The following is a 19,487-nucleotide window of genomic DNA, read 5'->3' on the forward strand; positions in this document are numbered from 1 at the left end:
AAGTTGCTCCTCAGCATTGCTCACTTCCTCTTCCAATCAACCGCAAAATATTACGAATTATTTTTGACAAAAACACCAACTATTTTTGACCACATTACCTATAAAAATAAAGTTGAAAGGATGAAGATTTTGAGATGTATAAGAACTTAACAAGAACTCTTACTTCTTACGACTATAAAAATAAACTCATCAACAGAAATAAAGCAGATGAAGATTTTGTACATTTTCTGCTAAGGATTGTTATTATTAATTACGATTTCAATTAAAATCATTTCAAAACATATTTAAAGACAACTTTTGGCTGTCTTTTTCAATCCCTAACTAACTACAAAAGATATTTAAGTTTTTTATTGATAAAAACCAATACAATACTCACCGGTATTAATACTGAGATTAAAATAAGAACTTTAAATGATTTAATTTCTACAAACCAACTCGATTTCATAATAAAAGGGTGAACAAAATAAATGGCGGTAGATAAATTTGCCAATATTTTAGAGGTGCTTTTTACATATCTTTTCTGTGCATACAAAAAAAGGATAGGACTGGTAAAAAACAGAGAAAGCAAAATATCTGTATTTTCGTGGCTAATGAATATATAGTTGAAATATGCTTCTAAACCGACCAAAACACACCCTATAAAAACCCAAACTGATGAATATTTAATATTGCTAAGGCTTACCTTTTCTTTATTGACTAAAAAACCAATGCTTAAAAAAGGCAGACAGACAAATAAGAAATTACGGTATATCAAATAATTATTCAGCAGAGAATCGTTTGCATTTTTCAGAATATGAAGATTCCCCAATACCTGTATACAGTAACCTGTTAAGAATAAAACTGCAATAATCGCTATTAAAACTCCTGAAGACATTTTTCTAAGATAAAAAAGAATAATTCCCGAAAAAAAAGTACCGATTAAGTACCACAAATGGTGGTAGCCGAAAATAATAGTAAGAAGAAAATCATCTGTATTTTTCCAAAAAGAGTAATAGATAGCCATCCAAACAACATACAGCAATAAAGTTCTGAAAAGCCATTTCTTCAGTTTTTCTTTATTATCTATATGAAAAAAATAATAACCCGTGATTATTAAAAAAACAGGCACCGCCAATCTAAAAATCCCATTTACCAAAATATAACTGAGTATAGGATGAGATTCTTTCAGAAAATTCATGTGCAGAAACACAACGAAAAATGCAAGAATAATTTTGAGAATATCAAGAGATAAATTTCTTCCCATTATTGAAGATATTTATTTTAAAAAGGCAAAATACTTCTCCAATCCCATCTCCAGCTTATTGTTCTATTTTTCCCCCAAGTTCCTGTAGCTCCTTTTTCTAAAGATATGTTAAAAAATAAAGCTATTAACAAGACAAAAACTACAATTATAAAAAACTTCTTTTTTCTTACCATTTCATTACATCTTTCACTACTCCATTATTTTGAGTATGCTGTAGCAATTCAGATTCTATGAATGACTTTATTTGTTTTTCTGAACCGTCATTTGGGAACAAAAGATGAACATTGGCTCCGGCGTCTAAAGTGAAAAATAAAGGAAGATGAGTAGATTTTCTGAAATCCCAAATTTTATTGATGACTTCCAAAGTTCCTGTTTTCATCAGAATAAATGCAGGTTCGCTCATCATCATCATCGCATGGAGCGTTAAGGCCTCGTGTTCTACCAATTGTATAAACTGTTTCATATTTCCGGATTTCAGGATTTCTTTCATGGGAACAAAATTTTCTCGTGCTTCCTGAAATCTTCTTTCAGCGTAAGGATTAGTATTCATCAAACCGTGACCAACCGTTGAAGAAACACTTTTAACCCCTTCATGAATGAGCAAAACCCAATCATTAAAATTTTTAAAAACAGAATGAATTTCATCATCAGAATATTTAACGGCAAATAGATCTGAACTTCCTGATACTTCTTCAGATTCTCCCCAAACAACCAAACCATTATACAGACTTCTGCATGCACTTCCGCTTCCCAATCTTGCTAAAAATGACGCTTTTCTAAGTATGAATGATGATAGATCATTGGCCATTGATGAATCTTGGCTTTCATAAGAAAATCGTTCATCCAAACGCATAAGACATTTTGCAATAGCTCCGAAACCTGAAGCTGAACTTGCAATCCCTGAACTGTGAGGAAAAGTATTTTCTGTTTTGATAATATATTTTCCTTTTAAAATCCAAGGTAAATATTTTTCGATATTTCTAAAATATTTTTCGATTTTTTCGGCAAATTTTAATTCTTCTTTTCCCGCAAGAAAGGTCTGAACTGAAAATGGTTCATTTGCTGAAAATTCTATTTGAGTATTGGTTCTACAGTGATTCAAAGTATAGCTGATACTCGGGTTTGCAGGGATTTGGTCCTTATATTTTCCCCAGTATTTAATTAAGGCAATATTAGACGGGCAGCTTTCTGAAACCGTTGTATTCTGTAAGGTAAAATTTTCTTTTCCTAAAAATTCGTTTGTTGTCATCATTTAAAAATGTAGAAACTGTATTTCATTAAAATACAAAATTAATACTAATGGATTTTTATTTCGCCCTTTCAGGGCTCCTCTTTTATGGTTTTATCCTCAAATTAATACATCTTCTCAATAATATCGGCATATTTTTTCAGAACAATGTTTCTTTTTACTTTTAAGGTTGGAGTGATTTCTCCGCTGCTGATTTCAAATTCTGCGGGCATTAATGTAAACTTTTTCACTTTTTCAAAATCCGAAAGAGGCTGCTGAATTTCTTTAATTTTCTCTTTATAAAAATCAATAATTTCCTTTTTCTGAACAATTTCTTCCCAATTGATAAAACTAATTGAATTCTTTTTTAGATAATCCTTCAAAAATTCAAAATTAGGAACAATTAAGGCAGAAACAAACTGTTTACCTTCTGCAATTAAAACAATCTGCTGGATAAAATTATTATTGGTAAGAAGATTTTCAACCATTTGGGGAGCGATGTATTTACCGTTGGAAGTTTTCATCAGATCCTTTAATCGGTCTGTAATGGTCAGGTTTCCTTCGGCATCTATTTTACCGGCATCACCGGTCTTAAACCAACCGTCTTCTGTAAAGACTTTCCTCGTTTCTTCCGGCTGGTTATAGTAACCTTTCATAATACCGTTTCCTTTTGCCTGAATTTCGTCATTTTCTCCGATGCGCAGCTCTACTCCGGGTAAAGCTTTTCCGCAAGTTCCGTGTACAAAATTTCTGAAAGGAAAAGCCGTTAAAGTTGCGGTAGTTTCTGTAAGCCCATATCCCACAGTGATATGGATATCTACAGATTCGAAAAACTGGGTAACTTCCGGTGATAAAGAAGCTCCACCACAAGGAATAAACCAAAGTCTGCCTCCCAGCTTTTCTTTAATTTTGCTGTAAACCAACAAATTCGCAATGGCTTCTTTCGATTTTAAGCCAAAAGGAATTTTACTTCCTGTTCTTTTATATTCGGCGGTCTGTTTTCCGTTTTGCAATGCCCAACCGAAAATTTTCTTTTTTAAAGGTGAACCTTCCTCTGCTTTATCTAAAACTCCTGCAAAAACCTTCTGCAAAAACCTTGGAACCGTACACATCATTGTAGGTTTTACCTCTACCAATGCTTTGGCAATATCTTTAGGATCTTCAAGAAAATAAACTCTTGCACCGCCATATAAACAAAGTAAACTCCAGCTTCTTTCGAAAACGTGCGTTAATGGTAAAAAAGCTAGAGAAAGTTCTTCTTCAAAATTTTTAAATTGGTAATACTCAAAATGGGCATTAAAGACATTGATGAAATTTCCGTGCGGAATAACAACTCCTTTAGGATTTCCTGTGGTTCCCGAAGTATAGATAATGGTAGCAGTATCATCTTTTTCTCTGGGCGTAAATTCCAGTTTTGATGATGATTTGGCAATAAAATCTTCCAGATAAAAACTGCTGAACTCTTTTTTAATCCAAACTGCTTTTTTTGATATAATTATAGACTTTAATTCGGTCTCTTCTTTCTGCAAAATTGCCAGACAAGCATCGTATTGAATCTGATTTCCTACCAAAACCATTTTAGAACCAGAATCCTTCAGGATAAATTCTGCCTGTTCCTGATTATTGGTAGAGTAAATAGGAACCGTAATAGCTCCAATAGACATTATGGCTAAATCAAAAATTACCCATTCTGCAGAATTATCTGCATAAATGGCGACTCTGTCATTTTCCTCAATCCCCATATTTTTCAGGGAATTGGCAGTTTTATAAATAATTTCGCTTAATTTATTCCAACTCAGTTCTTTCCAGCCTGCATCTTTTTTCTTAAAGCCAACTGCTGATTTTAAAGGATGTTTTTCTACATTTTTTTTGATGATTACCTCTGCAAGATTCATTACTTTGTATTCAGCTTTTTGTCGTTAATATAGTTATTGAGATGAAAGGCGATGCTTTCTTTGATCGGAATAAATTGATAGTTTAATTTTTCCTTTATTTTATGATTTGAAATTACAGTCATGCTCGTAATTGCATCAATATTCGTTTTGGTAATCATCCTTAGTGGAGGAAACAGCCATCCGAATAGAATGTTCAAAATTCTTCCGAAATTCAACAGAGATTTAGACATTATTTTAGCATCTTTCAATCTCAGTTTACTTCGAACCTGACCAGCTATTTCTGTATATTTTTTTCCTTCAGAAATGAGAATGAAGCGTTCTCCAAAAGCATTTTTTTCCATTAAGAGAAGAGAAATTTCTGCAACATCCCTCACATCAACATAGCTTGTTCCGCCAGAAAATGTGAAACTGTTTTTTTCAAAAGTCGGGAATATATCACCACTGCTTTTTCCCCAATTTCCGCTTCCTACAATCATTCCGGGATTAATGATGATAACATTTAAATTTTCTGCAGAAGCTCTCCACGCTTCCATTTCAGAAAGATGTTTAGAAATTGCATAAGCAGAATGCTCTTCTTTAGGATTGAAGTCTGAATTCTCATCCAGCACACCGTTTTCGTTTAACGTATCCAAAACAGCAATAGAACTTACATGAAGAAACTTTTCAACCGAAGAATTTTCGCAGGCATAGAATAAGTTTTCTGTGCCTTTGATGTTGGTATGATACATCTCTTTTTCATCTTTTGGATGAAAGCTTACTTTAGCTGCACAGTGATAGACTTCTGTAACATCTTTCAGAGCCATTTCGAGAGAAAAAAAATCATCAAAATCTACATGAACCCACTCTATTTTATCAAAAAAAACATTGGGATTTTCGGTATAGAAGCGGTAAGATTCCTTAACTTCCTGAATATTGCTAGAAGGTCTTTTGGCAGCTCTTACTTTTCTCCCTTTTTTTAAAAGTTCAAGAACAATAACTCTGCCTAAAATTCCGGTAGCACCCGTTACTAAGACCATAAATTGAAATAAATTTTAATGATTCTGCAAATTTGCGGAAATATAAATTATTAAAGGCTAAAAGATACAATTTTTAGATTGAATTTATTCCTCATTAAAAAGGCACCGTTTCAGGCTTTAAATTTTTAAAAATTCTTTTACAGCCGCAGCAAAATCTACAGGATTATCTGCCTGAACCCAATGTGCAGCATTTTTAATTTTCACAAACTGAGCTTTCGGAAACTGCTGTTTAATTGAAAATTCGTCTTGCGGCAAAATATAATTGGACTTTTCACCGGCAATAAATAAAGCTTCACCATTAAAAACTCCAAATTTAATTGCATTAGATACAAACTGATTGTATTTTTCTGAAAGTGTCTTCAGATTGAATCTCCAGTTCAGCTTTTTAGAATCTCCGTTTTCTTCCCAATAAAGATTTTTTGCCAAAAACTGAATGGTAGATTTTTCCGGAATATATTGTGATAATATGTGCTCTACTTCATTTCTGGATTTTACCTCATCGAAATTTACGGTTTCTAATGCTTTAATAATTCCCTGATGATGTGGCGGATATGCTTTCGGACCGATATCTACTACAATTAATTTATCCACTTTTTCGGGATAGCTAATTGCAAACTGCATTACTGCTTTTCCGCCCAGAGAGTGTCCCAAAACATGGGCTTTTTCTATCCCGTAATGATTCATATAATTGGCAATATCGGTAGCCAAATCATCATGAGACATATTTTCTGAGTGGAAACTTCTGCCGTGATTTCTTAAATCTATTAAATGTACCGGAAGAAATTCGCCCAATTCTTTTCCGAAACTTCCCCAGTTATCCAGCATTCCAAACAAACCATGGAAGACTAAAAGTGGCGTAGAAGAAAGATTTTCTCCAAATATTTTTGAATGTAAGATTTCCATATTTTTTATATAAATTTTCAGACAACAGATTTCAGATGACCATTGGATTCTTTTTTAGAAAACGATTACCCAAAAGTCTAAAATCCGATATCTCATTTACCATTTAGCCAGTCTTTTGAGATATGCCTGTACCGTATTTTCCATTCCCATATATAAGGCTTCGGAAACCAGAGCATGACCAATGGAAACCTCTAAAAGATTGGGGATATTGTCTGCAAAATATTTTAAATTATCCAGACTTAAATCGTGCCCTGCATTAATTCCTAAACCAAATTCTGCTGCTTTTACAGCGGTTTCATAATACGTTTTAATAGCCTCTTCTTTATTAGCCGAATAATTTTTAGCATACGCTTCTGTGTACAGCTCTATTCTGTCTGCTCCTGTTTTTGCGGCGTATTCCACCATTTCAGGGTTAGGATCAAGGAAAATAGAGGTACGGATTCCTGCATTTTTAAATTCTGAGATAATTTTTGTAAGAAAATCAAGATGCTTTTTAGTATCCCAACCTGCATTAGAAGTAATTGCATCATCTGCATCGGGAACCAAAGTTACCTGTTCAGGCTTTACCTTCAGAACCATATCAATAAATTTCCGATGAGGGTTTCCTTCAATATTATATTCTGTGGTTACCAAAGGTTTTAGATCATACACATCTTTTCTGGTAATGTGTCTTTCATCAGGTCTTGGATGAATGGTAATGCCGTGAGCTCCAAATTCCTGAATTTTAACTGCAGCTTCTGTTACGCTGGGCGTTTCTGCACCTCTGGCGTTTCTTAATGTAGCAATTTTATTAATGTTTACACTTAGCTTTGTCATGATTGTGTTGGATGATGAATACAATTCAAACTTTGAAAAATTCATCCTAAATTATATTTAACTGTATTATTTTTTTAAAATTTAATTCTCAAATTATGTTTATTTCGGCAAACCTATCTGCATAATCTGCAAATCAAATTCTTTGGAAGCCACCAGTAAATGATCGAAAATATCTGCCTGAATCTGTTCGAAACGCTTCCATTCTGAATCGTTGGCAAAACAGTAAATTTCCATGGGAAGCCCTTGCGTGGTAATTTCTAACTGGCGTACCATTATGGTGTTGTCTTTCACTATATCCGGATTGTTTTCTAAATATTTCTGAGCGTAATATCTAAAAACTCCAATATTGGTAAGCTGTCTTCCGTTGATGATTTTATTACTGTTCCTCAAATCCATTTTTTCTTTATGAATTTCATCTTCTTTTTTAGCTAAATAATCAGAAATGAGATTAATTTCTTTTAAACGCTCTATTTCTTCATCGGTTAAAAATTTGAACGAATTAATATTAAAGAAAATTGATTTTTTTATTCTCCGCGTGTTGGATTCCGACATTACCTGAAGATTTTTAATCTCCGTTGTCAATAAATCATAGGTAGGAACCGAAGAAATTGTTTTATCAAAATTTAAAATTTTTGTAGTTAAAAGACTTATATCCAATATATTACCTTCAATATTATATTTAGGAATCCCGATCCAGTCGCCTACTTTCAGGCTTTTAGACGTTGCAACATGAATCCCGGTAACGAATCCCAGAATGGTATCCCTGAAAACCAATACCAGAACCGCCGTAATCGCTCCCAAACTCCCTACAATGGTAGTTCCTTTAATTCCGAAAATTACACAGATTCCAACAATGGTAAATATGAAGATTCCTAGAATTTTTATGGTTTCGGAAACAGCATTTATCGCCATTACTTTGTAATAATCCTGCTTTATGGTAAAGTAATACCTGAAACCTTTTAACGCTCTGTAAAGCATACCTGCAAGAATGAATACCATCCCGAGATTAACACTTCTCACGATAAATATCGTAGTATCTTTCAAAGCTCCCGTAAAAATTGACTGATGAATCCCTCCCACTATTGCCAAAGCGGTAAAATGCGCCAGAGAATTGGTGATTTTAGATTCGTAAACCGATTTAATTACCGGAAATCTGTTTTCATCTCTGAAAAATCTAAATACCTGATTGATGATGACTTTAAATATAAAATCGAACAGCAAGAAAATAATCAGCAGCAATGTAAGCTTTACAATAATGTGAAATATAAATGCGGTACCTTCCGGTGCTATATTTGAAATATACACATACAACTGCTCACTCTGCTCCTGAAAAAAACTCTTGGTATCTTTTATTTCGTCTTTCATCCTAAAAAATCGTTTATCATCGAGATTAAACACCCATAATCGTACCTTTTCACCTAATAAAACATAAAAAAAATAATGCGTGAATATTTTACTTACGCAAAATTAGCAATTTCCTGCTGTTTGGCATTTATAACTCAGAAAAATTAAGCCATACTAACCGATCTTATTCTTCAGATCTGCCTAAAAATTCTATATTTCTTTTCAAGCCTGCAAATTTTGTACGCTTTACCGGTGATTTTCTGAATATTTCTGAAAAAAGTTCTTGTGTGAGCTCTTTCCAATCATTTTTTTTAAAATTTAACAACGAATTGTTAGGCTTGAATTTTTGCTGCAAATTCGGACTAGAAAACCGATTCCAAGGACAAACATCCTGACAAATATCGCAGCCAAACATCCAATCTTCCATCTTATCCTGAAAATAATCCGGAATTTCATTTTTCAGTTCTATTGTAGCATAGGAAATACATTTACTTCCATCCACAATTTTGTCCGAAACGATAGCATTTGTTGGACAGGCATCTATACACTTTCTGCATGTTCCGCAATGGTCTTTGGTTTCATGGTCTGCCACCAGCTCAAGATCGCAAATAATTTCAGCCAAAAAATAAAATGAACCGCTTTGTCGGGTAATGAGATTGGCATTTTTACCCACCCAGCCAATTCCTGATTTTTTTGCCCAGCTTCTTTCCATAACCGGAGCAGAATCCACAAAAACCCTGAAAGAAAATTCGCCAATTTCATCCTGAAGTTCAGCAACCAAATCTCTCAGAATATCTTTTATAACTTCGTGATAATCTTCAGCATACGCATATTTAGAAATTTTAAAATTTTCTAACGATGAAATTTTTTCTTCGGGAAAATAATTATAAGAGAGCGAAATAACCGATTTTGAATCTTCTACCAACAATCTCGGATCCAATCTTTTATCGAAATGATTTTCCATATATTTCATTTCTCCGTGGTAATTGTTTTTCAGCCAGATCTCCAGGTTTTTTGCATCATCTTCAAGAAATTCAGCTTTAGAAATTCCACAATTCTGAAATCCAAAACGGTGTGCTTTGGCTTTTATGAGTTGTGAATAAATTTCTGGGTTTGAATTCATAAATTTCGCATTGCAAAACTAAGATTATTTTATAAATTTGTTTGTTTTGATTTTCATTATTAGATGAATGGAAATTCGAATTATTAATTTTAACCAAAAAATAAAAATTATGTCATTAGCAGATGTACTACAAACGGGAAAATATACATTAATCGACGTTCGTGAACCTATGGAACTTGAAATGGACGGAAATATAGAAGGTGCACAAAATATTCCTTTAGGAGAAGTGGAAGATAGAAAAGACGAAATCTTGTCTATTGAAGGACCGGTGGTTTTGTTCTGCAGAAGCGGAAACAGAAGCGGAAAAGCTTTGGAATATCTTAACTCTCAAGGTCTAAAAGACGGTTATAACGGCGGAGGCTGGGCAGAATTAAAATCTCAACTATAATTTAAAAGGAACTTTTGAGTTCCTTTTTTTATTGAATGAAGCAAAAAATAAAGCCTAATTTTCAACAAAAAATCCTGTTTATAAAACAGGATTTTTTGCATCATTAAATTCTTTTATCAAATTTTCGAAAACTTTTTCTACTGGCAAAATTTCATCAATTAAAGCAGAAACCTGACCAATTTCCAGTTCGCCTTCAATCATATCGCCTTCAAACATTCCTCTTTTAGCCCTTGCTCTTCCCAAAGATGCAACCAAAGCTTCGGCATTTCTTCCTTCATCATATATTTTTTCCAGTTCATTATAGAAATTATTTTTTACCATTCTTACAGGAGCGAGTTCCTTCAATGTAAGTTGGGTATCGCCTTCTTTAAGCTCTATAATTTTATCTTTCCAGTTGTTATGCGAACTTGCCTCTTGTGTTGCAGCAAAACGGCTTCCAATCTGCACTCCGTCTGCCCCGAGAATCATAGCAGCTTTCATTTGAGAGCCCAATCCTATCCCGCCTGCTGCAATTAGCGGCTTTGAGATATTTCTTTTCACATTCGGAATAAGGCAGAGTGTTGTTGTTTCGTCTCTTCCATTATGTCCACCAGCTTCAAAACCTTCAGCGACAATTGCATCAACTCCTGCATCTTCACATTTCACTGCAAATTTTGTAGATGAAACCACATGGGCAACTTTAATCCCTTCTTTCTGTAAAGTTTCCGTAAAGGTTTTGGGATTTCCGGCAGAAGTGAAGACTATTTTCACTTCCTCTTCCAAAATAATATTGATAATTTCTTCTAAATTCGGGTAAAGCAATGCTACATTTACCCCGAAAGGTTTGCTTGTAGCTTTTTTACATTTCTGAATATTTTCGCGCAAAATATCGGGATACATACTTGCAGAACCAATTAAGCCCAAACCTCCGCAATTGGAAACTGCAGATGCCAAACGCCATCCCGAATGCCAAATCATTCCGCCCTGAATAATAGGATATTTTATATTGAAAAGTTCTGTAATTCTATTACTATTTTCGTGCATATTATGAAGCTTTTTAGCCGTTCCGAAATCTATAAAGTTACTCATAGCGTAAAAATACCAAATTTTATTGATGTCTGAAAACAAAAAACCTTCAGAAGATCTGAAGGTTTTGGTATTTATTTTTTTCCTGTTTCTTTTTTCCAGTTGGCACTGAAATTACAGTTATCGTATCTGCTGTCTATTTTAATAAAAGTAGTAGGCAATTTAGTATTCACATACTTCTCTACCATTTCGTTTTTTCTTTTATTAAGAGCCATTTGTTTTATCCTGTCGTAATCGGTTTCCAGTTGTATATGATGGGCAGGAATTACATCTTCAATTTTTATGATTTTAACTACTTTTCTGTCGCGGTCTATCACATCATCAAATGCTGTGGTAATATCTCCTTTATTTAAACCTGCAAGTTCATAAGTAACTGTTCCCGCTAGGCTTTCTCTTTCAATTTTGTTGGAACCATCAATTCCAGAGAGAACACCGGCGTTGAATTTCGTTCTTTTATCATCCGAATATTTGAAAGCTGCATCTTTAAACGTAATTTTCTGATTTAAAATTAACCCTCTAATGCTGTCTAATTTTTTTCTCGCAGATGCCATTTCTGAGTCTGTCGGAATTGCCTTTAGAAGAATGTGTCTTGCATCATAATTTTTCCCGGACTTCTTCACCAACTGTATAATATGGTAACCAAATTCAGATTCTATAGGATCTGAAATTTCACCTTCCTGCAAATTGAGAGCAGCAGCCTCAAAAGGCTTCACCATCTGTCCTTTGCTGATGTTTTTATATAAACCACCATTTGCAGCAGAACCCTCATCTTCAGAATAAATTCTTGCCTGACTTTCAAAAGTTTCTCCGCCTTGGATATCTGCTTTTATTTTTTTTAGCTTGTCGATTAATTCGTTTTTATGAGCTTCTGTAAGTTCAGGATACATCATAATCTGTGATAAAGAAACTTCATCTTTTACTTCAGGAAGCTGAGACTTGTATAAATTATAAAAATCGGTAACCTCGTTTGGAGTAACATCTGCTTTCTCGGTAATTCTTTTATATTTTTCTTGCCCGTAATACTGATCTGTATCAATTTTTTCTATTGCATTTTTCAGTTCATACGAAGTTCTGAATTTATATGCTGCAAGCATCGTTTTTTCGTCCGGAAACTGAGAAAGAAACTGCTTATATTTTGCATTTACTTGTTCTTTAATTGCTGCAGAACGGTTTTCAATAAGGGTATCTTTTTTAGCGGCATACACCAAAAACTTATTGTTGATGAGACGTTCCAAAAATTCACATCTGTTGGTTGTGGCAATCCCCTGCTGTTTTCCGTAGTTAATTTGCTCATCAACATCAGATTCTAATACGATTTCATCACCAATTACGGCTGCGATACCATCTACCAACTGTCCTTTTTTAAGCTGGGCATTTATGTTTAGCGAACAAAACATCATCAACACTCCAAGAAGAAAAGTGATTTTTAGTTTATTTGTCATTTTAAATTTTTAAACAAGTTGCAAAATTATAATTCTTAGCGAATTGCACTCAATTTTTTATTATAAATATTTCTTAAAAAAAGGAATATTACTGAAGTTCTACATTAAAAGTTGTTAATTCCTTAAACTGTGCAAGTCTGTTGGTAATATCTGCTTCGGTTACCTGCTGCAATCTTTCTGTACCGAATTTTTCTACAGTAAATGATGCCATTGCAGAACCTACAATAAGAGCAGACTTCATCGTATCGAAATCGAATTTTCCTTTTTTAGCAAGATAAGCCGCAAAACCACCCGCAAAAGTATCTCCTGCACCTGTAGGATCGAAAACATCTTCTAAAGGAAGTGCCGGAATCGCAAAAATCTTATTATCATGAAATAAAAGTGCTCCGTGCTCACCTTTTTTAATGATGACAAATTTAGGTCCCATTTCATGGATTTTTTTAGCTGCTTTAACCAAAGAATATTCTCCGGAAAGCTGTCTTGCTTCTTCATCGTTGATGCTGATTACATCTGTTTTTGCAATCATCTGCTCCAAGATATCCATCGCAGAATCCATCCAGAAATTCATGGTATCAAGAATTACAAGTTTAGGACGGGCGTTCATTTTCTCAAGAACAGAAAGTTGAACTCCGGGATGAAGGTTTCCCAACAACAAAATCTCTGCATCCTGCATAGAATTTGGGATTTTTGGATCAAAATTTTCCAAAACATTCACTTCTGTTGCCAAAGTATCTCTGGTATTGAGATCATTATGATATTTTCCTGCCCAAAAAAAGGTTTTACCATCTTTTACGATTTCAATACCTTCAATATTTACGTTTCTTTTGTTGAACATATCCAGGTGCTCTTGTGGAAAATCGCCTCCCACTACAGAAACAATCCCAGAATTTACTCCTAAAATAGAAGATGTAATACCTATATAAGTTGCTGCTCCTCCTAAAATTTTATCTGTCTTACCAAACGGCGTCTCAATTGCATCAAATGCCACGCTTCCTACGACTAATAGTTTCATATGTATTTTATATATTATTTAAAGGTAATCATCCACCGCATTTTTATTTTTCTCATCATGCGATTTCTTAATCTTAATTCATTTTATTTTTTCCATTCGAATGTATCCAGAAGATGAATAACATCTCTTTTGATGTAATCTATTGCCGGAGCAAGAGAGTCTGGTTTTGGTCTGGAGTTGAAATATAAATATCCTGTTACAAAATGTTTTGTGCTGTCTGTAGCATAAAACTGTAAATTGGATGCAGCCTGACCTTTCAGTTCATAAAAATTGCCATACACTTTTCTATCCGGATATTCGAAAGACTTGGTATCTATTGAACTTGCCTTAATGGTATGTTTATAAACCATTTTTTCTGTTTCCTGAATTTGTTGGGCAAAGTCATTATTTATAGGATAATAAGTAAGAAAAATCTTTGCTTTCATTTTGGGATAATTCAGATAGTACCAACAAGGTTTTTTAGCATCATAAATCTTAGCAAAATCTGAAATTTCGAAAGAATAATTGCAGTTGGGATCGAACTTCTTATATTTCGGAGCCGGATATTCTAGTCTAAGCTCACCATAAGGCTTTGGCGATGCTTCCTTACCGCAGGAAATAATAAGCATTGAAACAAAAAGAAAAATGACTTTTTTTATCATTTGGCAAAAATACAAATTAGATTTGATTTCGTCTAACTTACACTTCAAATTTCAGTCTTTCAGCAGATTTTGAATGTAGTTTTCTAAAGGTTTAGGAAATGATCTGTTTACGGAAGATTCTAAATCTGTCACTAAATAATCATGTTCCGAAACAAAATGATCCCAAATTTCGTTGGATGTTACCTCAACATCATAGATATCTATACTCAAATTTTTATGGGTAAGCTTATGCTGAAAAGTTTTACATCCTTTGCTGAACTGCTGTAAAACTTCTGGAATGGCAGTTGGAAATTCAAATAATTTTTTCCAAATAAAATCATCTTTTCTTTGCTGAATTAAAAACTGTTCTTCCCGATGCACAAAAAAGTATTGCAAATTCAGATTTTCGCTTTTTATTTTTTTTGTTTTTACCGGAAATTGGGAAGTTTTCTGTAAAGAAAATGCAATACAATCCTCATTAAGCGGACAATCTCCGCACAACGGATTTCTTGGCTTACAGATTTCCGAACCCAAATCCATCATCGCCTGATTAAAATCTCCAACATTATTTGGCATGATCCTATAAGATAATTCCGAAAAATAAGCAAATGCCTGAGAGGAGGAAATATCAAAACCGTCTGCAAAAATACGACTCAAAACTCTGTAAAAATTACCATCAACAGCCGGCATTTTTCCTTTAAAACAAATACTGAAAACTGCAGCAGCAGTATATTTTCCAATACCTTTAAGTTTCAGAATTTCTTCGTACTGAGATGGAAAAACGCCATTATAATCTGATATAATCTGTTTTGCTGCTTTATGAATATTAATTGCTCTGGAATAGTATCCCAAACCTTTCCAATACAGTAAAACCTCATCTTCTGAAGCTTCTGCCAATGTTTTTACATCTGGAAATCTTTCTACAAATCTATTGTAATGATTAAGCCCCTGTAAAATTCTTGTTTGCTGAAAAACAATCTCACAAATCCAGATCTTGTATGGGTCTTTGGTCTTTCTAAAAGGAAGATCTCGCGCATTTTGATAATACCAGTTGAGCAGTTTTGTACCTATATGGAGCAAATCGGGGTTATTTTTCAAGTGTTATGAGAATAAAATTGTAGGGTGTAAAGATAGATATTGTTATTTCTTTTTAAGAATAGAAAAAAAAATAAAAAAGCTGTCCTTTTTTACAAGACCGCTTCATTTTTTATTAAAATTACCAGATTTTTATTCTTTCTTCCGGAACTTTATACAATTTGTCTCCTGGTTTAATATCAAAAGCTTTCATAAAAGAATCCTGATTCACTAACGGTCCAAACGCTCTGAAATATCCTGGTGAGTGCGGATCTGTTTTTACCTGATTCATCATATACTGTTCTGTAGATTTGGTTCTCCAAACTGTTGCCCAACTCATAAAAAATCTTTGATCCTGGTTGTAACCACTTATTAATCCCGGATTTCCGTGATCTTTAAGATACATCTGAAGCGCATCGTAAGCAACCGCTACTCCACCCAAATCTCCAATATTTTCGCCACTTGTAAATTTACCATTTACAAAACTTCCTTTTACAGGTTCATAAGCGTTATATTGTGCCGCCAACTGACTTACTTTCGCATCAAAGTTTTTTCTGTCTTGCTCTGTCCACCAGTTATTCAAATTCCCATCGCCATCGAATCTGGAGCCACTATCATCAAAACCATGAGAAATTTCATGCCCGATTACCGCTCCAATTCCACCAAAATTCACTGCTGCATCAGCTTTAGGATTATAAAACGGAGGTTGGAGAATTGCCGCTGGGAAAACAATTTCATTATTAGAGCCACTGTAATAAGCATTAACAGTTTGAGGAGACATTCCCCACTCTGTTTTATCTACCGGTTTACCAACTTTTTCCAGACTTTTCTGGTATTGCCAAGCTGAAACATTTTGCAGATTAGAATACAAAGTTGCACCTTGCGAAGGCGATTCTACTTTCAGCTTAGAATAATCTTTCCACTGATCGGGATAGGCAATTTTCACCGAAAATTTAGACAGTTTTTCTTGTGCTTTCACTTTAGTTTCCGGCGACATCCAATCCATGTTATTGATGTGGTTTTTGAATGATTTCAAAATATAATCAATATACATTTCCATCTGTTTTTTAGATTCCGGGCTGAAATATTCATCAACATAAAGTTTTCCGAATGCTTCTCCCAAAACGCCGTTTACAAGAGCTAAACCTCTTTTATCCATAGAACGTTGCTCTTTTTGTCCCTGAAGATATTTTGAATAAAAATCGAATCGTATAGTATCCAAATTATCACCAAGATTACTTGCATTTCCGTTAATAATATGGTATTTTAGGTAATCTTTCAGTAAAGGAAGGTTTTTCTGATTGATAAACTGATCCATATTCTGATAATACTTCAGCTCTCCAATAATTACCCTATCGGTTTTCACTCCTGCGTCAGAAAGATATTTTGCCAGATTTACATTTTTAACCAGCCCTGAAAGTTCAGAAACATTTTTAGGATTGTATCTTAAATTGGCATCTCTGTTCTGTTCTAAAGTTAAGAGATAATTGGCAAGCTGCTTTTCAAAATCTACTACATTTTTTGCAGCCTGATTAGCATTTTTATATCCTAAAACTCTAAATAATTTTGATACATAATTCTGATATTCTGCCAAAGTTTTAGTATTCGCATCATTTACTTTTTGGTAATAATCTCTTCCCAATCCCAAATCCGGACCTCCAAGATAAACAGCATTCATTTTAGAATTTTTCAGGTCTGCACCCACTCTCCATCCATAAAAAGAATTATCGCCCAGTTTTGTAGCTTCCAAAAGATATTTCTGAAGATCATTTACATTTTTAATTGCATCAATTTTGGCTAAATCAGATTTAATAGGGGTAATTCCCTCAGCATTTCTCGTGCTTATATCCATAAAAGAAGCGTACAAATTCTGAATTTTCTGACCTTCTGAACCATCGGCATATTTTTCTGATAAAATTTTATTCAGAATCGATAAAGAAGCATCATCTACATTTTCTCTCAATGCATTAAAAGATCCCCAACTGGCTTTATCTGACGGAATTTGCGTGGTTTTAATCCAATTACCGTTCACGTAATTAAAGAAATCGTCTTGCGGACGAACACTTTTATCCATATAAGAAAGATTCAGACCTTCTTCCGGCATCTCTTTTTTCGGGGTTTCTGTCACAGCTTCAGGCTGCGGTTCTTTAGATTGATTAGCGACTGTATTTTTGGATGCGCCACAAGAATTTAAAAATACAATTCCTGAAAGTGCAAGAACTGCAATATTTACATTTTTCATATTTTTAATTTTAAATTTAAATGTGATTTCACCATATTCATTTATTTTCCGTTCCTGAATCATGATGGAAATTCATATAAATTTTTATTTTAAAGGATTTAATTTTAATATTAACTAAGCTAAGTTTACCATTATGATTAGATCAAATATAAGAAATTATGTTAAATAATGATTTCGTATTTCTCCCAACAAATATTACCTTTGACGTTTAAATAACATTATGAATAAGCAGATTTTAGACTTTTGGGTAGGAAATTTCCAGACTGAAGAAGATTTTTACAACTTCGTAGAAGAAGACGAAAATTATTACACTAACGAAGAATCTGATGACAGCTATATTTCTAAATTTGCTGAATCTCAGGATACTGTATGGTTCGACCAAGATTTACTGGAATATGGTTTTGAAGAAGGCATACAACATTTTGCCGAATATTCTTTTGCCGAACAGTGGTTACCTGTTTTAGTAAATAGAATGAACGAAATGAACCTTAAATTTGAGGTTAATTCTTTAATTTTTGTAAGCCACGGACAAATTCCGCAGCCAAAATCCTTAGAAAATGACGATTTTTCTTTAACCTATTTAGGCGGAATAGAATTCGAATTTTAAGGTTTATCTTCGCTTCTCAGTTCCGTAAGAAAAGTATGTTTCAAAACATCGTAAAGAGAATGTCTGCTTACTAATATTGATGCTATGGAAGAAATCATTCCGGCAAGCATCAGATGAAAAATAAGAGAATGCCTGTCTGTCATTTCCAAAACAATTATGGCTGATGTAAACGGAGCTCTGGTAATTCCTGTAAGAAAAGCAACCATTCCGGCAAGTATCACAACATTGGTTTCATTCGGAGATAAATGTATAACTCCCGAAATAACAGACCCTATACTTGCACCAGCCGTTAAAGCCGGAGCAAAAATTCCTCCCGCTCCACCAGAAGTAAAGGAAAGTGCCGATCCCAACATTCTTAATAATGGAACATACCAAGCTTCATGTTTGTTTTCTGTAAAGAGAATACGCTCCATAATTTCTTTACCGGAACCAAGAATTTCCTGACTGATAAAAAAAGAGATACACGCAATAATTAATGCACAAGCCACCAAAAAAATCACATTTGCTTTATTGGTTTTGAGTTTATTTTTCTTCCAACGGTTAATTTTCAGCATACTTACAGAAAGTTGGCTTGCCAAAATCCCCGAAATTCCCGCAACTAAAATAATAGGAAACATCACCATTAGAGAAACATCGCCAGTTTTAGGATATCCTAAATAAAGATAAGAACCTGCCAAAGTTTGTGCAGTTAAACCTGCAATAATTACAGCCGTAAAAAGTGCTGTTTTAAAATAATTGATATGTGTTTTCGAAAGTTCTTCCACCGCAAAAACAATTCCGCCTAAAGGAGTATTGAATGCCGCAGCCAATCCCGCCGCAGCTCCGGTCATAATCATATTTTTCTTGGAAATCTTGGGCCACCATTCGGGAAGATATTCATTCACTTTTCTGAATATAGATCCTGCAATCTGTATAGTAGGACCTTCTCTTCCGACTGCTCCACCTCCAATGACCAAAACTACCGAAGAAATAATTTTGAAAATAATAATTTTCAGACTCAGAAGGTTAGGAATTTTACGGTGTTCTTTGGGATTTGCCAATTCTACAGCCGCCATCACCTGCGGAATACCGCTCCCTTTAGCATTCGGAGCAAATTCTTTCACCAACCACCAAGACAGAACAAAACCTATAGGTGCAATAATAAAAATCATCCAATCATTCCAATTCAATATAAAATGTAAGAGATTTTCTCCCCAAGCAAATATCTTCGCATACATTACTGCAAAAAAACCTGTAATTATCGAACCTATCCAAAAAGGAATTGCCTGAAGAAGATTATTTTTCAGCTGTTCGTTTCGGATATTGTCAAAAGATTTTTTGAGAATTTTACGGATGTAGATGAGTATTCCACGCATAGTTCAAATTTAAATCAAATTTTACGAAATCTGAAAAAAAACATTCAAAAATGATGTTAAAATTTAGACATCCATAATTCAAAATAATTAACAAGTATTTAAACAAAAAAACCT

General features: G+C 34.0%; 18 protein-coding genes. 3 read left to right on the top strand and 15 right to left on the bottom strand.

The features are described 5' to 3' along the window. Nucleotides 1-134 precede the first annotated feature (134 nt). Entirely contained in the window at nucleotides 135-266 is a 132-nt protein-coding gene (locus IV513_RS15930; RefSeq protein WP_262897335.1) for a hypothetical protein, read from the top strand. 59 nt (nucleotides 267-325) lie between these two features. On the opposite strand, the gene IV513_RS07330 is transcribed toward IV513_RS15930, so the two are convergent. The 8 genes from IV513_RS07330 to queG all read right to left on the bottom strand — a co-directional run bounded on the left by IV513_RS07330 (nucleotide 326) and on the right by queG (nucleotide 9,568). After that, the gene (locus IV513_RS07330) at nucleotides 326-1,243 is read right to left on the bottom strand and encodes an acyltransferase family protein (RefSeq protein WP_209389957.1); all 918 of its coding nucleotides are present in this window, start codon (nucleotides 1,241-1,243) and stop codon (nucleotides 326-328) included. A gap of 166 nt (nucleotides 1,244-1,409) precedes the next feature. After that, nucleotides 1,410-2,492: a diphosphomevalonate/mevalonate 3,5-bisphosphate decarboxylase family protein gene (locus IV513_RS07335; RefSeq protein ID WP_209389990.1), complete on the bottom strand. Its 1,083-nt coding sequence runs from the start codon at nucleotides 2,490-2,492 to the stop codon at nucleotides 1,410-1,412. 104 nt (nucleotides 2,493-2,596) lie between these two features. Next, a complete protein-coding gene (locus IV513_RS07340; RefSeq protein ID WP_209389958.1) occupies nucleotides 2,597-4,366 on the bottom strand; it encodes a long-chain fatty acid--CoA ligase in 1,770 nt (589 codons plus the stop codon). Continuing rightward, nucleotides 4,366-5,382, bottom strand: coding sequence for an NAD-dependent epimerase/dehydratase family protein (locus IV513_RS07345; protein ID WP_209389959.1), 1,017 nt, complete (start codon nucleotides 5,380-5,382; stop codon nucleotides 4,366-4,368). Before IV513_RS07345 ends, IV513_RS07340 begins: the two co-directional genes overlap by 1 nt. A gap of 117 nt (nucleotides 5,383-5,499) precedes the next feature. Then, on the bottom strand, nucleotides 5,500-6,285 hold the full coding sequence (locus IV513_RS07350; RefSeq protein WP_209389960.1) for an alpha/beta fold hydrolase: 786 nt from the start codon (nucleotides 6,283-6,285) through the stop codon (nucleotides 5,500-5,502). 96 nt (nucleotides 6,286-6,381) lie between these two features. Then, nucleotides 6,382-7,101 carry a pyridoxine 5'-phosphate synthase gene (locus IV513_RS07355; RefSeq protein ID WP_209389961.1) on the bottom strand — a complete coding sequence of 240 codons (720 nt, stop codon included), beginning with the start codon at nucleotides 7,099-7,101 and terminating at the stop codon, nucleotides 6,382-6,384. A gap of 99 nt (nucleotides 7,102-7,200) precedes the next feature. Then, nucleotides 7,201-8,466, bottom strand: a complete 1,266-nt coding sequence (locus IV513_RS07360; RefSeq protein WP_209389962.1) for a mechanosensitive ion channel family protein — start codon at nucleotides 8,464-8,466, stop codon at nucleotides 7,201-7,203. Between the two features lie 163 nt (nucleotides 8,467-8,629). Beyond that, the gene (gene queG / locus IV513_RS07365; protein WP_209389963.1) at nucleotides 8,630-9,568 is read right to left on the bottom strand and encodes a tRNA epoxyqueuosine(34) reductase QueG; all 939 of its coding nucleotides are present in this window, start codon (nucleotides 9,566-9,568) and stop codon (nucleotides 8,630-8,632) included. A gap of 109 nt (nucleotides 9,569-9,677) precedes the next feature. On the opposite strand from queG, the gene IV513_RS07370 reads away from it, so the two are divergent. Then, the gene (locus IV513_RS07370) at nucleotides 9,678-9,956 is read left to right on the top strand and encodes a rhodanese-like domain-containing protein (RefSeq protein WP_209389964.1); all 279 of its coding nucleotides are present in this window, start codon (nucleotides 9,678-9,680) and stop codon (nucleotides 9,954-9,956) included. A gap of 78 nt (nucleotides 9,957-10,034) precedes the next feature. Here IV513_RS07370 and IV513_RS07375 read toward each other — a convergent pair whose 3' ends face one another. From IV513_RS07375 to IV513_RS07400, 6 genes are all read right to left on the bottom strand, one after another. After that, nucleotides 10,035-11,024: a nitronate monooxygenase family protein gene (locus IV513_RS07375; RefSeq protein WP_209389965.1), complete on the bottom strand. Its 990-nt coding sequence runs from the start codon at nucleotides 11,022-11,024 to the stop codon at nucleotides 10,035-10,037. A 71-nt stretch (nucleotides 11,025-11,095) separates the two neighbouring features. Next, nucleotides 11,096-12,463 (bottom strand): peptidylprolyl isomerase, encoded by a 1,368-nt coding sequence (locus IV513_RS07380; protein ID WP_209389966.1) that lies wholly within the window; start codon nucleotides 12,461-12,463, stop codon nucleotides 11,096-11,098. Between the two features lie 88 nt (nucleotides 12,464-12,551). After that, nucleotides 12,552-13,475, bottom strand: a complete 924-nt coding sequence (locus IV513_RS07385) for a PfkB family carbohydrate kinase (protein WP_209389967.1) — start codon at nucleotides 13,473-13,475, stop codon at nucleotides 12,552-12,554. Nucleotides 13,476-13,558: 83 nt separating this feature from the next. After that, nucleotides 13,559-14,116 carry a gliding motility lipoprotein GldD gene (gene gldD, locus IV513_RS07390; RefSeq protein ID WP_209389968.1) on the bottom strand — a complete coding sequence of 186 codons (558 nt, stop codon included), beginning with the start codon at nucleotides 14,114-14,116 and terminating at the stop codon, nucleotides 13,559-13,561. Between the two features lie 51 nt (nucleotides 14,117-14,167). Further along, entirely contained in the window at nucleotides 14,168-15,193 is a 1,026-nt protein-coding gene (mutY, locus tag IV513_RS07395; protein ID WP_209389969.1) for an A/G-specific adenine glycosylase, read from the bottom strand. A 118-nt stretch (nucleotides 15,194-15,311) separates the two neighbouring features. Next, a complete protein-coding gene (locus IV513_RS07400; RefSeq protein ID WP_209389970.1) occupies nucleotides 15,312-17,411 on the bottom strand; it encodes a M13 family metallopeptidase in 2,100 nt (699 codons plus the stop codon). Nucleotides 17,412-17,631: 220 nt separating this feature from the next. Here IV513_RS07400 and IV513_RS07405 point away from each other — a divergent pair, with 220 nt between their 5' ends. Continuing rightward, nucleotides 17,632-18,018: an immunity 22 family protein gene (locus tag IV513_RS07405; protein WP_209389971.1), complete on the top strand. Its 387-nt coding sequence runs from the start codon at nucleotides 17,632-17,634 to the stop codon at nucleotides 18,016-18,018. On the opposite strand, the gene IV513_RS07410 is transcribed toward IV513_RS07405, so the two are convergent. After that, nucleotides 18,015-19,373: a chloride channel protein gene (locus IV513_RS07410; protein ID WP_209389972.1), complete on the bottom strand. Its 1,359-nt coding sequence runs from the start codon at nucleotides 19,371-19,373 to the stop codon at nucleotides 18,015-18,017. The genes IV513_RS07405 and IV513_RS07410 overlap by 4 nt on opposite strands. Between the last annotated feature and the right edge of the window lie 114 nt (nucleotides 19,374-19,487).

Source organism: Chryseobacterium sp. RR2-3-20 (assembly GCF_017808115.1).
GTDB lineage: Bacteria > Bacteroidota > Bacteroidia > Flavobacteriales > Weeksellaceae > Chryseobacterium > Chryseobacterium oryzae.

What these genes read in the sequence shown, in the direction of transcription:
- gldD (WP_209389968.1), bottom strand. Translation starts at nt 14,116, where the DNA reads ATGATAAAAAAAGTCATTTTTCTTTTTGTTTCAATGCTTATTATTTCC.
- IV513_RS07370 (WP_209389964.1), top strand. Translation starts at nt 9,678, where the DNA reads ATGTCATTAGCAGATGTACTACAAACGGGAAAATATACATTAATCGAC.
- IV513_RS15930 (WP_262897335.1), top strand. Translation starts at nt 135, where the DNA reads ATGTATAAGAACTTAACAAGAACTCTTACTTCTTACGACTATAAAAAT.
- IV513_RS07400 (WP_209389970.1), bottom strand. Translation starts at nt 17,411, where the DNA reads ATGAAAAATGTAAATATTGCAGTTCTTGCACTTTCAGGAATTGTATTT.
- IV513_RS07380 (WP_209389966.1), bottom strand. Translation starts at nt 12,463, where the DNA reads ATGACAAATAAACTAAAAATCACTTTTCTTCTTGGAGTGTTGATGATG.
- IV513_RS07345 (WP_209389959.1), bottom strand. Translation starts at nt 5,382, where the DNA reads ATGGTCTTAGTAACGGGTGCTACCGGAATTTTAGGCAGAGTTATTGTT.
- IV513_RS07405 (WP_209389971.1), top strand. Translation starts at nt 17,632, where the DNA reads ATGAATAAGCAGATTTTAGACTTTTGGGTAGGAAATTTCCAGACTGAA.
- queG (WP_209389963.1), bottom strand. Translation starts at nt 9,568, where the DNA reads ATGAATTCAAACCCAGAAATTTATTCACAACTCATAAAAGCCAAAGCA.
- IV513_RS07375 (WP_209389965.1), bottom strand. Translation starts at nt 11,024, where the DNA reads ATGAGTAACTTTATAGATTTCGGAACGGCTAAAAAGCTTCATAATATG.
- IV513_RS07340 (WP_209389958.1), bottom strand. Translation starts at nt 4,366, where the DNA reads ATGAATCTTGCAGAGGTAATCATCAAAAAAAATGTAGAAAAACATCCT.
- IV513_RS07410 (WP_209389972.1), bottom strand. Translation starts at nt 19,373, where the DNA reads ATGCGTGGAATACTCATCTACATCCGTAAAATTCTCAAAAAATCTTTT.
- IV513_RS07385 (WP_209389967.1), bottom strand. Translation starts at nt 13,475, where the DNA reads ATGAAACTATTAGTCGTAGGAAGCGTGGCATTTGATGCAATTGAGACG.
- IV513_RS07335 (WP_209389990.1), bottom strand. Translation starts at nt 2,492, where the DNA reads ATGACAACAAACGAATTTTTAGGAAAAGAAAATTTTACCTTACAGAAT.
- IV513_RS07360 (WP_209389962.1), bottom strand. Translation starts at nt 8,466, where the DNA reads ATGAAAGACGAAATAAAAGATACCAAGAGTTTTTTTCAGGAGCAGAGT.
- IV513_RS07350 (WP_209389960.1), bottom strand. Translation starts at nt 6,285, where the DNA reads ATGGAAATCTTACATTCAAAAATATTTGGAGAAAATCTTTCTTCTACG.
- IV513_RS07330 (WP_209389957.1), bottom strand. Translation starts at nt 1,243, where the DNA reads ATGGGAAGAAATTTATCTCTTGATATTCTCAAAATTATTCTTGCATTT.
- IV513_RS07355 (WP_209389961.1), bottom strand. Translation starts at nt 7,101, where the DNA reads ATGACAAAGCTAAGTGTAAACATTAATAAAATTGCTACATTAAGAAAC.